This window comes from Micromonospora sp. NPDC050980, from assembly GCF_040653835.1.
Taxonomy (GTDB): domain Bacteria; phylum Actinomycetota; class Actinomycetes; order Mycobacteriales; family Micromonosporaceae; genus Micromonospora.
Window position 1 is genome coordinate 1 of sequence record NZ_JBFAGS010000047.1, and the last position, 17,254, is coordinate 17,254.

Below are 17,254 nucleotides of genomic sequence, written 5' to 3' on the forward strand. Positions count from 1 at the left end.
TGCCGGCGTTGCGCAAGGACCGCGACGAGGTCACCGCGTTGCTGGCCGCCGCCGGGCGGCTGTGGACCGTCGGGGTGTCGGTGGACTGGGCGGCGGTCCTGCCGCCGGCGGGACACGTCGACCTGCCCACCTACCCGTTCCAACGGCAGTCCTACTGGCCGCCGGCCCGCGCCGGGCACGGCAACGTCGCCGCCGCCGGACTGTCCGCCGCCGAGCACCCGTTGCTCACCGCCGCGGTGACGCTCGCCGACAACGACGGCATCCTGCTCACCGGCCGCCTCTCCGTGCACACCCACCCGTGGTTGGCCGACCACGTCGTCATGGACCGCGTCGTGCTGCCCGGCACCGCCTTCGTCGAGCTGGTGCTGCGCGCCGCCCAGCAGGCCGGCGGACTCGACCTCGCGGACCTCACCATCGAAACCCCGCTGGTGCTGCCCGCCACCGGCGGTGTCCAGCTCCAGGTGCGGGTCACCGACGACGCGGGCGAACGCTCGGTGCAGGTGTACGCCCGGCCCGAGCCGGCCGCCGGCGCGGAGCCGGAGTGGACCCGCCACGCGTCCGGCGTGCTCGCCACCCCCGCCACCGTCGATGAGTTCGACCTGGCGGCCTGGCCCCCGTCGGGCGCGGAGCCGATCGACCTCGGCGACTTCTACGGCGACGCCGCCGCCCGCACCGGCCTGCGCTACGGCCCGGTTTTCCGCGGACTGCGCGAAGCCTGGCTGCTCGACGGCGACGTCTACGCGGAGGTCGCGCTGCCGGCCGAGGCGCACGCCGACGCGGCCCGGTTCGCGTTGCACCCGGCCCTGTTCGACGGCGCGCTGCACGCCGCCGCGCTCGGCGGCCTGCTGCCGGACGACGGCTCCGCCCGCCTGCCGTTCGCCTGGACCGACGTGCGGCTGCATGCCTCCGGCGCCCCGACGCTGCGGGTCCGCCTGCGTCCCGACGGCCCGGAAGCCGTCACGCTCCAGGTCGCCGACGTGGACGGCGCCCCGGTCGCCACCGTCGGCCGGCTGGTCCTGCGTCCGGCCTCCCGCGACCAGCTCGACTCCGTCACCGGCGGCGCGGTGCGCGACGCGCTGTACGCCGTGACGTGGACCGCGCTCCCGCCGTCCCGCGCCGAGGCGCCCGTGGCCGACGTGGTCGTGCTGCCGGTCCGGTCCGACGACGTGCACACCGCCGTCGCCGAGACGCTCACCGGCGTACAGGAATGGCTTGCCGACGACCGGCACGCCGACGGCCGCCTGGTGGTCGTCACCCGCGGTGCCGCGCCGGTCGGCGGCGCGGTGACCGACCTGGCCGGCGCGGCGGTGCGGGGTCTGTTGCGGTCGGCGCAGACCGAGAACCCGGGCCGGATCGTGCTCGCCGACCTGGACCACCCGGAGCCGTCCGAGACGCTGCTGGCCGACCTGCTCGCCCGGGACGAACCGGAGCTGGCGGTACGCGGCGCCGACGTGTTCGCCCCACGGCTGACCCGGGCCCTCCCCGCGCCCGCGCCCACGCTCACGCTGCCGGTGGGTGCGGAGTCGTGGCGGGTGGCTCCGGGTGGCGACGGTGCGTTGTCGAGCCTGGGTTGTGTCGAGGTTCCGGTCGCGGAACTCGGTGCGGGTGAGGTGCGCATCTCCGTTCGTGCGGTCGGGGTGAACTTCCGTGACGTGCTGGTGGGTCTGGGGGTGTATCCGGATCCGGCGGCGGTGATGGGTTCCGAGGGCGCGGGTGTGGTGGTCGAGGTCGGCCCGGACGTGTCGGACCTGGTCGTGGGTGATCGGGTGTTCGGTCTGTTCCATGGTGGGTTCGCCCCTGACGTCGTGGCTGACCACCGTGTGGTGGCGCGGATGCCGGAGGGTTGGTCGTTCGCGCAGGCGGCTGCGGTGCCGATGGCGTTCCTGACGGCCTGGTACGGGCTCACGGACCTGGGGCGGCTTCAGGCTGGTCAGCGGGTGTTGGTGCACGCGGCTGCCGGTGGTGTCGGTATGGCGGCGGTGCAGTTGGCCCGGTTGTGGGGTGCGGAGGTGTTCGCGACGGCGTCGCCGTCGAAGTGGGCGGCTGTCCAGGAACTCGGCGTCGACCCTGCGCGCATCGCCTCATCCCGGGATCTGGGTTTCGCTGACGTGTTCGGCGTCGTGGATGTGGTGTTGGACTCGCTTGCCGGTGAGTTCGTGGACGCGTCGTTGGGGATGTTGGTTCCGGGTGGCCGGTTCGTGGAGATGGGAAAGGCGGACGTCCGTGACGCCGCTGAGGTCGAGCGTCGGCTCGGGGTCTGGTACAAGGCGTTTGATCTGTCGGAGGCGGGTGCGGATCGCACGGCGGTGATGTTGGCCGAGCTGCTCGCCCTGTTCGAGACGGGGAAACTGCGGCTGCTCGCGCCAACGGTCGCGGATGTGCGGGAGCTTCCGACTGTGCTGGGCGCGATGAGCCGCGGCGCCCATGTGGGCAAGAACGTGGTGTTGGTGCCCCGCCCGATCGACGGCCCGGTGTTGATCACCGGTGGCACGGGTGGTTTGGGTGGATTGCTGGCGGCGCATCTGGTGGACGTGTACGGGGTGCGGGATCTGGTGCTGGTCAGCCGCTCCGGTGGACCCGCCCCGGAGTTGGATGCCCGGGTACGGGTGGTCGCCGCCGACGTGACTGACCGGGACGCGCTCGCCGCCGTGATCGACGGCATCGACAACCTTGCGGGTGTGGTGCACTGCGCCGGGGTGCTCGATGACGGGGTGTTCACCAGCCTGACCGCCGAGCGGGTGGCCGGGGTGCTGGCGCCCAAGGTCGATGCGGTGGTGCACCTGCACGAGTTGACCCGGGACATGGACCTGGCGATGTTCACCGTGTTCTCGTCGATCTCGGCGGTGTTCGGGTCGGCGGGCCAGGCGGCGTACGCGGCGGCGAACGCGTTCCTGGACGGCTTCGTGGCGTACCGTCGCGGGCTCGGTCTGGTCGGTCAGTCGCTGGGCTGGGGGCTGTGGGCCAACACCGCCGGCATGGGCGGCCGGCTGACCGGCGCCGACGCCGACCGGGTCACCCGGGCCGGCGACGCGCTCCCCGACGAGCTGGGCCTCGCCCTGTTCGACGCGGCCCGGCACCTGCCCGCCCCGCACCTCGTCCCGGCCACCCTCGACCTCACCGCGTTCCGCCGCGCCGGCACCCTGCCCGCGCTGCTGCGTGGCCTGGTGCGCGGCACCGGCCGACGCGCCGCCCAGCACACCGGCGGCGGCTCCGGCCTGGCCCGCCGCCTGCTGGCGCTGCCCGAGGCCGAACGCGAACGTACCCTCGTCGCCCTCGTCTGCGACCAGGTCGCCGCCGTCCTCGGCCACAGCGGCGCCGACGCCGTCGACGCCCGGCACGCCTTCAAGGACCTCGGCTTCGACTCGCTCACCTCCGTCGAGCTGCGCAACCGGCTCAACGCGGCGGCCGGGATCCGGCTGCCCGCCACCGTTGTCTTCGACTACCCGAACCCGACACTGCTCGCCACCTACCTCGGCCGGCAACTCGCCGGCACGACCGACCCGGCCAGGCCCGCCGCCGTCGCCACCGTCGACGCCGACGAACCGATCGCCATCGTCGGCATGGGCTGCCGCTTCCCCGGCGGCGTCGAGAACCCGGCCGACCTGTGGGACCTGCTGACCGCCGGCACCGACGCCATCGCGACGTTCCCGGCCGACCGCGGCTGGACCGGCGACCACGACGGCTACGCCCGGGTGGGCGGCTTCATCGACCACGCCGCCGACTTCGACGCGCGGCTGTTCGGCATCTCACCCCGCGAAGCCCTCGCCATGGACCCGCAGCAGCGGGTGCTGCTGGAAACCTCCTGGGAAGCGTTCGAGTCGGCCGGCATCGACCCGGTGACCCTGCACGGCAGCCAGACCGGGGTCTTCGTCGGCGCGGCGGCCTCCCGCTACGGCCAGGGCGCGGACCTGCCGGCCGAGGCCGAGGGACACGTGCTGACCGGCATCGCGACAAGTGTGATCTCCGGCCGGGTCGCCTACTCGTTCGGCCTCGAAGGCCCCGCCGTCACCATCGACACCGCCTGCTCGTCGTCGCTCGTCGCGCTGCACCTCGCCGTGCAGGCGCTGCGGCAGGGCGAGTGCGACATGGCGCTGGCCGGTGGCGTCACCGTGATGGCCGGACCGGACATCTTCGTCGAGTTCGACAGGCAACGCGGGCTGGCCGCCGACGGGCGGTGCAAGGCGTTCTCCGCCGAGGCCGACGGCACCGGCTGGGGCGAGGGCGCCGGCGTCCTGCTCGTCGAACGGCTCGCCGACGCGCAGCGGAACAACCACCGGATCCTCGCCCTGGTACGCGGGTCCGCCATCAACCAGGACGGCGCCTCCAACGGGCTGACCGCCCCCAACGGGCCGTCCCAGCAACGGGTGATCGACCGGGCGCTGGCCGCAGCGGGGCTCCGCGGCGCCGACGTCGACGCGGTCGAGGCGCACGGCACCGGCACCGCGCTCGGCGACCCGATCGAGGCGCAGGCGGTGCTCGCCACGTACGGGCGGGACCGGGACCCGGAGCGTCCGCTGCTGCTCGGCTCGGTGAAGTCCAACATCGGCCACACCCAGGCGGCGGCCGGCGTCGCCGGGGTGATCAAGATGGTGCTCGCGATGCGGCACGGCGAGCTGCCGCGCACGCTGCACGCCGCGCACCCCTCGCCGCACGTCGACTGGACCGGCGGGGCGCTGAGCCTCCTCGACGCGCCGACGGCCTGGCCCGTCACCGGCCGGGCCCGCCGGGCCGCGGTCTCCTCGTTCGGCATCAGCGGCACGAACGCGCACGTGGTGCTCGAACAGGCGCCCCCGGCGTCCGCCGCCGAGCCGCAGCCGGCGCCCGGCCTGGTGCCGTGGGTGGTCACCGGCCACACCGCCGATGCCGTGCGCGCCCAGGCCGGCCGGCTGCGCGACCTCGCCGCCGCGGACGGGCGTTCCGGCGGGACGTCGCCGCTCGACCTGGTCGCCGTCGCTCACACCCTCGCGACCGGCCGCAAGGCCCTGAAGCATCGGGCCGTGGTGGTCGGCGCCGACCTCGACGAGATCCTCGACGGCCTGACCGCCGTCCGCGACGGCGGGCTGACCGCCGGCACCGAGCTGCTCGGCCGGACCGCGTTCCTGTTCACCGGTCAGGGGGCGCAGCGGGTCGGGATGGGTGTGGGTCTGGCGGCGCGGTTCCCGGTGTTCGCGGGGGTGTTCGACGCCGTCGTGGGCCGGTTCGACGGGTTGCGGGCGGCCCTGGGGTCGGAGGAGATTCACCGGACGGTGCACGCACAGGCCGGTTTGTTCGCGGTCGAGGTGGCGTTGTTCCGGTTGCTGGAGTCGTGGGGTGTCATCCCGGACTACCTGTTGGGTCACTCGATCGGTGAGGTCGCCGCCGCGCACGTCGCGGGTGTGCTGTCGCTGGACGACGCGGTGACGTTGGTGGCGGCGCGGGGCCGGTTGATGCAGGCGTTGCCGGCGGGTGGGGCGATGCTGGCGGTGCAGGCGTCCGAGGAGTCGGTGCGGGAGGCCATCGCCGGCACCGGTGTGGATATCGCGGCGGTGAACGGCCCGACGGCGGTCGTCGTCTCCGGCCCGGCCGAGGCGGTCGACGCACTGGCGGCGCGCTTTGCGAAGACCACCCGGCTCACCGTGTCGCACGCGTTCCACTCGTCGCTGATGGAGCCGATGCTGGCCGAGTTCGCGGCGACCGTCGAGGGCATCATCTTCGCGCCGCCGCAGATCCCGGTGGTGTCGAACCTGACCGGCGAGCCGGTCGAGGAGTTCACCGCCGACTACTGGGTGCGGCACGTGCGCGACGCGGTGCGCTTCCACGACGGCATACGGTGGCTCACCGCGCAGGGAACCACCCGCTTCGTCGAGGTCGGCCCGGCGGCGGTGCTGACCGGGCTGGTGCCCGACGGCGTCGCCGTCGCCCCGCTCCGCAAGGACCAGGACGAGGAACGATCCACCCTGCGGGCACTGGCGGACCTGTTCGCGGCCGGTGTCCCGATCGACTGGCCGGCGGTCGGCGGCTGGCGGTCACCCGCCCGGGCCGACCTGCCGACGTACGCGTTCCAGCGCGACCGTTACTGGCTGACCCCGTCCCAGCCGGCCCCGGCGATCGGCGGCGACGACAGCGGCTTCTGGTCGGCGGTGGAGCGGGCCGACCGGGACGGGCTGGCCGCCGAGCTGGGCCTGGCCGCCGACGACGCGGGCGCGCTGGACGGACTGCTGCCGTCGCTGTCCGCGTGGCGTCGCCGCCGTCGCGCGCAGAGCGTCGTCGAGGGCTGGCGGTACCGGATCGGCTGGGCACCGATCGCGGAGCCGGCCCCGGCGGTGCTGGCGGGGGCATGGCTGGTGGTGTCCGACGACGCGACCGACGTCGCCGACATCACCGCCGCCCTGACGGCGGCAGGCGCCGAGGTGGTACGGGTGCAGGGGCCGGCCGACCGCGCTGTGCTGACCGGCGTGCTGGCCGTCGCCACCGACGTCAACGGCGTCGTCTGGGCCGGAAACGCGGGCCATTCATTGACCGTGCTGCTGCAGGCGGTCGGGGACGCCGAGATCGGCGCCCGGGTGTGGGCGGTGACACGTGGTGCCGTCGCGGTGGGCCGGTCCGAGTCGGTGACCGATGTCGCCGCCGCGACGGTCTGGGGTGTGGGCCGCGTCGCGGCGCTGGAACTGCCGCAGACGTGGGGCGGTCTGGTGGACCTGCCGGCGGTGCTGGGCGAGCGGGAGGGCCGCCGGTTCGCGGCGCTCCTCGCCGCGGACGGCGAGGACCAGCTCGCGGTACGTGCCTCCGGGGTCTTCGCCCGCCGCCTGCGACGTGCCACCCCGGCCGGCCCGTCGAGCCCGGTGTCGTTGTCCGGCACGGTGTTGGTCACGGGTGGGACGGGTGCGCTGGGTTCGCGGGTGGCGCGGTGGGTGGTGCGGCGTGGTGCGTCGCGGGTGGTGTTGGTGTCGCGTCGTGGTCAGCGGGCTTCGGGTGTCGGTGACCTCGTGGCGGAGTTGACTGCTGAGGGTGCCGAGGTGTCGGTGGTGGCGTGTGATGTGGCCGACCGGGACGCGGTCCAGCGGGTGGTGGCCGGTATCGATGATCTGACGGGTGTGGTGCACGCGGCGGGTGTGTCCGGCGTGGAGAGCCTGCTGGACGTGTCGGTGGAGTCGTTCGGGGCGGTGGTGTCGGGCAAGGTGTCCGGTGCGGTGCACCTGGACGAGGCGACGGCTGATCTCGACCTTGACCTGTTCGTGGTGTTCTCGTCGATCGCGGGTGTGTGGGGCAGTGGTGGTCAGGCGGCGTATGCCGCGGGTAATGCGGTGTTGGACGCGTTGGTGGAGTCCCGGCGTGCGGCGGGGAGGGCGGGTACGGCGGTTGCGTGGGGTCCGTGGGCCGAGGGTGGGATGGCCGGTGAGGCTGGTGCGGCGGACTACCTGGCGCGTCGTGGTCTGGTGGCGTTGGATCCGGACCTGGCGGTGCGGGCGTTGGCGTTGGCGGTTGATGCCGGTGATGTGACGTCGGTCGTGGCGGACGTGGACTGGTCGCGGTTCGTGCCGACGTTCGCCGCCAAGCGTCCGGCGCCGCTGTTCAGTGAGCTGGTCGTCGCGGCGGAGGCGGTCGCCGACGGCGGCGGGTTGGCGGCTCGCCTGGCGGGCCTGCCGGAGCCCGAGCGGCGCCGGGAGTTGCTGGCGTTGGTGCGGACGCAGACCGCGAAGGCTCTGGGGTATGCCGGTGCGGCGCAGGTGGAGGCCGGGACGGCATTCCGGGAACTGGGTATCGACTCGGTGACCGCGGTGGAGGTGAGAAGTCGCATCAACGCGGCCACCGGCCTGCACCTGGGGTCGTCGCTGGTGTTCGACTACCCGACCCCGCAGGTTCTCGCCGACCATCTGCTGCGGGCGCTGGGCCTCGCCACCGCGACCGACGCGTCGGTGCTCACCGTGCCGCAGCCCCTGACCGACGACGACATCGTCATCGTCGGGATGGCGTGCCGGTATCCGGGTGGGGTCGAGTCGCCGGAGGACCTGTGGCGTCTGGTCGCCGGGGGCGCCGATGGCATGTCGGTGTTTCCGTCCGACCGGGGTTGGGTCGTGCCGGAGGGTGCCGGCTATGCGGCGCTGGGTGGTTTCGTCGACACCGCGACGGGCTTCGACGCGGGCCTGTTCGGGATCTCCCCACGCGAGGCGGTCGCGATGGACCCGCAGCAGCGGCTGCTGCTGGAGGTGTCCTGGGAGACGCTGGAGCGTTCCGGGGTGGATCCGCGGTCGTTGCGGGGTCGTCCGGTGGGTGTGTTCGTGGGCGCGTCGAATTCGGGCTACACCGCTGACGGCGCGGACGGTCACGCGCTCACCGGTACGGCGAACAGTGTGATCTCAGGTCGGGTGTCGTACTCGTTCGGGTTCGAGGGCCCGGCGATGACCGTCGACACGGCCTGCTCCTCCTCACTGGTGGCGTTGCACCTGGCGGCGCAGGCGTTGCGGTCTGGCGAGTGTGACCTGGCTCTGGCGGGTGGGGTCACGGTGATCACGGGTCCGGAGGTGTTCGCGGAGTTCGCCCGTCAGGACGGCCTGTCGTCGGACGGCAGGTGCAAGTCGTTCGCGGGTGCTGCCGACGGCACGGGGTGGGCCGAAGGCGTCGGGATGCTGCTGGTCGAGCGGCTGTCGGACGCGCGACGGCACCACCACCGCGTGCTCGCCGTCGTCCGAGGCTCCGCGGTCAACCAGGACGGCGCGTCGAACGGATTGACCGCGCCGAACGGCCCGGCGCAGCAGCGGGTGATCCGCCAGGCTCTGGCCAGCGCTGGCCTGACCACCGGTGATGTGGATGTGGTGGAGGCGCACGGTACGGGCACCCGGTTGGGTGATCCGATCGAGGCGCAAGCGCTCTTGGCGACCTATGGGCAGGATCGTGAGCAGCCGCTGTGGTTGGGTTCGATCAAGTCGAACATCGGGCATACGCAGGCCGCGGCGGGTGTCGCGGGCATCATCAAGATGGTCATGGCGATGCGGCACGGGGCGTTGCCGGCGACCTTGCACGTGGACGAGCCGTCCCCGCACGTGGACTGGAGCGCCGGGGCGGTGGAGCTGCTCACCGCGGCCCAGCCGTGGCAGGCGCGGGATCGAGCACGGCGTGCGGCGGTGTCGGCGTTCGGGATCAGCGGGACGAACGCGCATCTGATCCTGGAGGAGCCGGCCGAACAGCCGGTCGTGGTCGAGTCGCCGCAGGTCGAGGGTCCGTTGCCGTGGGTGGTGTCGGCGCGGTCGGCGGAGGCGTTGGCCGGTCAGGTGGAGCGGTTGCGCGATGTGGTGGCCGCCGAGCCGGAGCTGGACCCGGCCGCCGTCGCCTGGTCGCTGGCGACCGGCCGGGCCGCTCTGGAGCACCGCACGGTCCTGCTCGCTGGGGCGCGTGCGGACGTCCTCGACGGCCTTCGGACGTCCGCCGGGCCGGACAGCGCCGGCATGCGAGCGTCGGCGGTGTCGGACAGCGCGGACGTGCGGGCGGTGCCGGACGGTGCCGGCTTGCAGGCGTCGGCGGTGCCGGACGGCGTCGATCTGTTGGCGTCGGTGGTGTCGGGTGTGGTGTCCGAGGGTGGCCTGGCGTTCCTGTTCACCGGTCAGGGTGCGCAGCGGGTCGGGATGGGTGTGGGTCTGGCGGCGCGGTTCCCGGTGTTCGCGGAAGCGTTCGACGGGATCTGTGCCCGCTTCGACCAGCTCCTGGACATGCCGCTGCGCGACGCGATCGACTCCGACGCGGTCCACCAGACCGTCTACGCCCAGGCCGGCCTGTTCGCCGTCGAGGTGGCCCTGTTCCGGCTCCTCGAATCGTGGCGGATCACCCCGGACTTCCTGCTGGGCCACTCGATCGGTGAGATCGCCGCCGCGCATGTCGCGGACGTGCTGTCGCTCGACGACGCGGTCACGCTGGTGGCCGCGCGAGGCCGGCTCATGCAGGCGTTGCCGGTCGGCGGCGCGATGCTCGCGGTGCAGGGGACCGAGGCTGAGGTGCGGGAGATCATCGCCGGCACGGGTGTGGACGTCGCGGCGGTGAACGGCCCGACCTCGATCGTGATCTCCGGCCCGGCCGACGTGATCGACGAGGTGGCGTCGCAGTTCGCCAAGGCCACCCGGTTGACGGTGTCGCATGCGTTCCACTCGGCGTTGATGGAGCCGATGCTGGCGGAGTTCGCGGCGGCGATCGCGCACATCACGTTCGAGGCCCCGCGTGTCCCGGTGGTGTCGAACCTGACCGGGGAGCCGGTGCCGGAGTTCACCGCCGGCTACTGGGTGCGGCACGTGCGGGAGGCGGTGCGCTTCGACGACGGCATGGCCTGGCTCGCCGCGAACGGCGTGACCCGCTGCCTGGAGGTCGGCCCGGCGGGCGTGCTGTCCGCGATGGCCGCGCCCGGGCTGACCTACGTCCCGGCGCTGCGCAAGGACCGCGACGAGGCGTCCACGCTGCTGGCCGCCGTCGGGCGGCTCTGGACCGTCGGCGTGCCCGTCGACTGGACGACGCTCCTGCCCGCCGCGCCCCGCGTCGACCTGCCCACGTACGCCTTCCAGCGGGACCGGTACTGGCGGTCCCCGCGCACGGCGGACCCGGTCGAGGCGGCGTTCTGGCAGGCGGTCGAGGACGAGAGGCTGCACGACCTGCTGCACACCGACGTGCCGGCGTCGCTCGGCGCCGCGCTCGCCGAGTGGCGGCGCGACCGGGTGGCGGCCGGCACGTCCGCCTCCTGGCGTTACCAGATCGTGTGGGAGCCGGCCGTCGAGCCGCCCTCGCCGGCCGCCGGCCGGTGGGTCGTGGTCGTGCCGCGGGCGGGCATGGCCGAGGCGATGTTCGGCGGCACCGGGCTGGACTTCGCCGAGATGCTGGCCGGCGACGCGGATCTCGCCGGCCTCGGCCCGGACGTCGTCGGCGTGGTGTCGCTGCTGCCCGCCACCGAACACGAACTCCTGAGCACGGTGCGCGTCCTGCGCGGCGCCCGCCTGTGGTGGGTCACGACCGGGGCGGTGTCGGTGGGTCGGTCCGACCCGCTGACCGACGTCACCGCGTCGATGCTGTGGGGCGCGGGCCGGGTCGCCGCCCTGGAGCTGCCGGAGCTGTGGGGCGGCCTGATCGACGTGCCTGTCGAACCGGACGAGCAGGACCGCCGTCGCCTCGCCGCGATGCTCGGCGGCGCCGAGGACCAGGTCGCGGTGCGCGGCGACGGGGTGTACGCCCGCCGGTTGCGCCCGGCCGCCGCGAGCGCGCCGGCCGCGCCCCGCACGTTCGACGGCACGGTCCTGATCACCGGTGGCACCGGGGCGCTCGGCGCTCGGGTGGCCCGCTGGCTGGTGGGTCGTGGGGTGTCGCGGCTGGTGTTGACGTCGCGTCGGGGAATCGACGCGCCGGGCGCCGCCGAGTTGGTGGCGGAGCTGTCGCCGGCGCGGGTGGACGTGGTGGCCTGCGACGTCGCCGACCGTGCTCGCGTGGCGGAGCTGCTGGCCGGGATCCCGGACCTGCGCGGCGTGGTGCACGCCGCCGGGGTGTCCGGGGTGGGTCTGCTGACCGAGTCCACCCCGGAGGAGTTCGGGGAGATCGTGCGGGGCAAGGTCGCCGGCGCGGTCAACCTGGACGCGCTGACCGAGAACCTGGACCTGTTTGTGGTCTTCTCGTCGATCTCGGGGGTGTGGGGCAGCGGCGGTCAGGCCGCCTACTCGGCGGGGAACGCGTTCCTGGACGCGTTGGTGCAGTCGCGTCGTGCGAAGGGTAAGGCGGGCACGGCGGTGGCGTGGGGGCCGTGGGCCGAGGCCGGGATGCTGGTGGCCGAGGAGGGCGCTGAGGACTACCTGCGTCGTCGCGGGCTGCGGCCGATGCCGCCGGCGCTGGCGATCCGGGCGTTGGCCGAGGCGGTCGACGGCGACGCCGGTTGCGTGACCGTCGCCGACGTCGACTGGGCGCGCTTCGGGCCGGCGTTCACCGCCTCCCGGCCCAGCCCGCTGCTTCGGCACGTGCTCGCCGCCGAAGCGGTGGCGGTGCCGACCACGAGCCGGTGGGCGACGGAGGTCGCCGCGCTGCCGGCGGCGGAACGCTCCCGTGCCGTGCTCGGGCAGGTCCGCCGCACGGTCGCGGAGGTGCTCGGGTACGCCGACGTGGACCGGGTGCCGGCGGGTCGGGCGTTCAAGGACCTCGGCATCGACTCGCTGACCGCGGTCGAGCTGCGCGACCGGTTGCAGACGCTGACCGGGCTGGCGCTGCCGGCCAGCCTCGCCTTCGATCACCCCAGCCCGGCCGCGATCGTGCGGATGCTTGTGGAACGCCTCACCGACGCGCCGGCCACCGCCTCCGCCACCCCGGTCGCCGCGGTGACCGGCGACCCGGTGGTGATCGTCGGCATGGCGTGCCGGTACCCGGGCGGAGCGGACACGACCGAAGGGCTCTGGGCGGTGGTCGAGGGCGCCGAGGACGTGCTTACCCCGTTCCCCGGGGACCGGGGCTGGGACCTCGACGGACTGTCGGCGGGCGGCTCCGACACCTCGATGGGCGGCTTCCTGGACGGGGTGGCCGAGTTCGACGCCGGCCTGTTCGGAGTGTCCGCCCGGGAGGCGCTGGCGATGGACCCGCAGCAGCGTCTGCTGCTGGAGACCACCTGGGAACTGTTCGAGAAGGCGGGCATCCCGCCGACGTCGCTGGCGGGCACGGCGACCGGCGTCTTCGTGGGCTCGAACACCCAGGACTACTCCGGGGTGCTCGCCGCCGGCGCCGGCCACGACGGCTACGTGGCCACCGGCACCTCGGCGAGCGTCGTCTCCGGGCGGCTGTCGTACGTCTTCGGCCTGGAAGGCCCGGCCGTCACCGTCGACACCGCCTGCTCGTCGTCGCTCGTCGCGCTGCACATGGCCGCGCAGGCGCTGCGGGCCGGCGAGTGCGACCTCGCCGTGGCCGGCGGGGTGGCGGTCGTCTCGACGCCCGGCATCTTCACCGAGTTCTCCCGGCAGGGCGGGATGGCGCCCGACGGTCGCTGCAAGGCGTTCGCCGAGGCCGCCGACGGCACCGGCTGGGGCGAGGGCGCCGGCGTGCTGCTGCTGGAGCGACTGTCGGACGCCCGCCGCAACGGGCACGAGATTTTGGCCCTGGTCGCCGGTTCGGCGATCAACTCCGACGGCGCCAGCAACGGTCTGACCGCGCCGAACGGTCCGGCGCAGCAACGGGTGATCCGGCAGGCCCTGGCCAGCGCCGGCCTGACCGCCGCTGACGTGGACGTCGTGGAGGCGCACGGCACCGGCACGAAGCTCGGTGACCCGATCGAGGCGCAGGCGCTCCTGGCCACCTACGGCCAGGACCGCGAGCAGCCGCTGTGGTTGGGGTCGATCAAGTCGAACATCGGCCACACCCAGGCCGCGTCCGGCGTCGCCGGGGTCATCAAGATGGTCCTCGCGATGCGGCACCGTACGCTGCCGGCCACGCTGCACGTGGACGAGCCGTCGACGAAGGTGGACTGGTCGTCGGGCGCGGTACGGCTGCTGACCGAGGCCCGGGACTGGGCCGGCGGGGACCGGACCCGGCGGGCCGGGGTGTCGTCGTTCGGCATGAGCGGCACGAACGCACACGTCATCCTGGCGGAGCCCCCGGCCCACCCGGCCGCCGTCCCGGCGGAGCCCCCGGCCGGGCCGGCGGTGCCGTGGCTGCTGTCGGCGCGCTCGGCGCAGGCGCTGACCGGCCAGGCGCGCAAGCTCGCCGACTTCGTCGCCGCCCGGCCCGACCTCGACGTGGCCGCCGTGGCCGGGGCGCTGTGCTCCACCCGGGCCGTGCTGGAGCACCGGGCCGTCGCCGTCGGATCCACCCGCGACGAACTCCTCGCCGCCCTGACCACCATCCAGCCGGGCGAGCCGGTGACGGACGCGGCCGGCGGTGTCGTCCTGGTCTTCCCCGGGCAGGGCGCCCAGTGGCTCGGGATGGCCGCGGCGCTGCTGGACGAGTCGCCGGTGTTCGCCGCGCGGATCGCCGAGTGCGCGGCGGCACTGGACGGGTACGTCGACTGGTCGCTGCTGGACGTGCTGCGCACGACGGACGACGGCTGGATGACGCGGGTCGACGTCGTGCAGCCGGTGCTCTGGGCGGTGATGGTGTCGCTGGCCGCGCTCTGGCGGTCGCTGGGCGTGGAGATCGCCGGCGTGGTCGGCCACTCGCAGGGCGAGATCGCGGCGGCGGCCGTCGCCGGGATCCTGTCACTCGCCGACGCGGCGATGGTGGTGGCCGTCCGGTCGCGGGCGCTGCGCGCGATCGCCGGCACCGGCGGGATGGTCGCGGTCGCGATGGGCGCCGACGACGCCGTCGAGCTGCTGAACGAGCTGCCCGGCATGTCGCTGGCGGCGGTCAACGGCCCGGCGTCCGTGGTGCTGTCCGGCGACGTCACCGGCATCGAGGCGGTGCTGGCACGCTGCGCGCAGCGGGGCGTGTGGTGCCGGCGGGTGCCGGTGGACTACGCCTCGCACAGCGCCCAGGTCGACGGCCTGCGGGCGGAGCTGCTGGCCGCGTTCGACGGGCTGACCCCGCGGGCGGGCAGGATCCCGTTCCACTCGACCGTCACCGGTGGTCTGGTCGATCCGGCGGAGCTGGACGCGGCGTACTGGTTCGAGAACCTGCGTCGCCCGGTGCGGTTCGACCAGGTCGTCACCGGGCTGATCGCCGCCGGGCACCTGCTGTTCGTGGAGGCCAGCCCGCACCCGGTGCTGGTGGCGGGCGTGGGGGAGCGCGGCGGCCTGGTGACCGGATCGCTGCGCCGGGATGAGGGCGGGCTGGCGCGGATGCTGCGCTCGGCCGGCGACCTGTGGGCCCTCGGCGGCCACGTGGACTGGTCGGCGGCCACCGGCGGCGGCCCGGTGCGGGACCTGCCGACGTACGCGTTCCAGCGGCGCCGCTACTGGCCGTCGCCCGCGGCCGGCGGCGGTGATGCGGCGGCGATCGGCCTGTCCGGGCTGACCCACCCGCTGCTCGGCGCCACGACGCTGCTCGCCGACGCCGACGGCATGCTGCTGTCCGGCCGCGTCGCGCCCGCCTCGCCGGGCTGGCTCGCCGACCACCGGGTGGCCGACCGGGTGGTCCTGCCCGGCACCGCCTTCGTGGAACTCGCCCTGCAGGCCGCCCAGCAAACCGGCGACGGTCGCATCGGTGAGCTGACCGTGGCGGCGCCGCTCGTGCTCGACGGCGGCGCGGCCCAACTCCAGGTCCGGGTGGCCGAGGCCGACGAGCACGGACGACGCGCCCTGCACATCTACTCCCGGCCCGAGCACGACGCCGACGCCCCCTGGACCCGGCACGCCTCGGGCACGCTGGAGCCGACCGGCCCGGCGGCACCGGCCGGTCCCTCCGCCTGGCCGCCGGCCGACGGCACGGCCCTGGACGTGCCGGCGTTCTACCAGGCCGCCACCGCGGCCGGTTACGGCTACGGCGCCGCGTTCCGGGGGCTGCGGCGGGCCTGGCGGGCCGGCGACGACGTGTACGCCGAGGTCGAGCTGCCCGCCGACGTCGCCGCCGAGGGCGCGGGTTACGGCCTGCACCCGGCGCTGCTCGACGCCGCGGTGCAGGCCGCCGGGATGGGTGGCTTCGTCACGGCCGACGGCCTCGCGCTCCCCTTCGCCTGGACCGGTGTGCAGCTGTTCGCCGTGGGCGCGACCGCCCTCCGCGCCAAGATCAGCGCCGCCGGATCGGACGCCGTCAGCGTCACCGTGACCGACCCGGCCGGCGCGCCGGTGGCGGTGGTCGAGCGACTGGACTTCCGGGCGCTGGGCGCGGGTGGCTTGTCGACCGGCAACGGCACCCGGGAGGCGTTGCTGCGGGTCGACTGGGCGCCGTTGCGCGACGTGGTCGCCACGGATGTGCCGGCCGAGGTGTGGCGGGTGGACTCGCCGGACGTGGCAGTGGTGTTGGAGCGGGTTCAGGGGTGGCTCGCGTCGACGATCGATGGCGTCCTGGTTGTGGTGGTCCACGCGGCGGTGCCGGTCGGCGGCGCGGCCGTCGACCCGTACGCGGCTGGGGTGTGGGGTTTGTTGCGGTCGGCGCAGTCGGAGAATCCGGGTCGGATCGTGCTCGTCGACGGTGACGGCGAGGACGGGTTCCTGCGCGGGTTGGCCGGGTTGGATGAGCCGCAGGTGGCGGTGCGCGGTTCCATGGTGTTCGTGCCGCGGCTGGTGCGGGCGTTGCCGTCGTCGTCGCTTGTGGTGCCGGATGTCGCGGCGTGGCGGCTGGACGTGGTGGGCGGGTCGTCGTTGGATCGCCTGGCGTTGGTGCCGGCCGACGACGCGCTGGCGCCGTTGGCCCCGGGTCAGGTGCGGGTGTCGATGCGTGCCGCCGGCGTCAACTTCCGCGACGTCCTGGTCGCGCTCGGCGTGCACACCGCGACGAGCATCATGGGCTCCGAAGGCGCTGGCGTCGTCATCGAGGTGGCCCCGGACGTCACCGACCTGAAGCCCGGCGACCGGGTCTTCGGCTCGTACGTGGGCGCCTTCGGCCCGGTGGCGGTGACCGACCGGCGGCTCGTCTCGCCGATGCCGGCGCAGTGGTCGTTCGCGCAGGCCGCGTCGGTGTCGACCGCCTACGTGACGGCGTTCTACGGGTTGCGCGACGTGGCCGGCCTGCGCGCCGGCGAGCGCCTCCTGGTGCACGCCGGCGCGGGCGGCGTGGGCATGGCCGCCGTCCAGCTGGCGCGGGCGTGGGGGGTGGAGGTGTTCGCTACCGCGTCGCCGGGGAAGTGGGACGTGTTGCGGGGTCTGGGTCTGGACGACGCGCACATCGCGTCGTCACGGGACACGGAGTTCGAGGCGACGTTCGGCACGGTGGATGTGGTGCTGAACTCGCTTGCGGGTGAGTTCGTCGACGCGTCGTTGCGGATGCTTGGCGACGGCGGCCGGTTCGTCGAGATGGGCAAGGCCGACTACCGCGATCCCACCGAACTCGCCGAGCACGGCGTGCGCTACCTGACGTTCGACCTCGCCACCGAGGGCTGGGAACGCACCGCCGGAATCCAGCGCGAGGTGCTCGCGATGTTCGACCGCGGCGAGGTGTCGCTGCTGCCGTTCCGGGTGTGGGATGTGCGGGATGCGGCGGAGGCGTTCCGGTTCATGTCGCAGGGTCGGCACGTGGGCAAGATCGTCTTGACGATCCCGTCGGCGCCGTCGGGCACTGTTCTGCTGACCGGTGGCACGGGCGTGCTGGGTGGGTTGTTCGCGGAGCATCTGGTCAGCGCCCATGGCGTGCGGGATCTGGTGTTGGTGTCGCGTCGTGGTCCGGCCGCGCCGGGCGCGGGCGAGCT

General features: G+C 74.2%; 1 protein-coding gene. It reads left to right on the forward strand.

The annotated features are described in order from the left end of the window. The coding region (locus tag AB0H28_RS29685; protein ID WP_358047340.1) for a type I polyketide synthase at nt 1-17,254 on the forward strand (17,254 nt) is incomplete at both ends.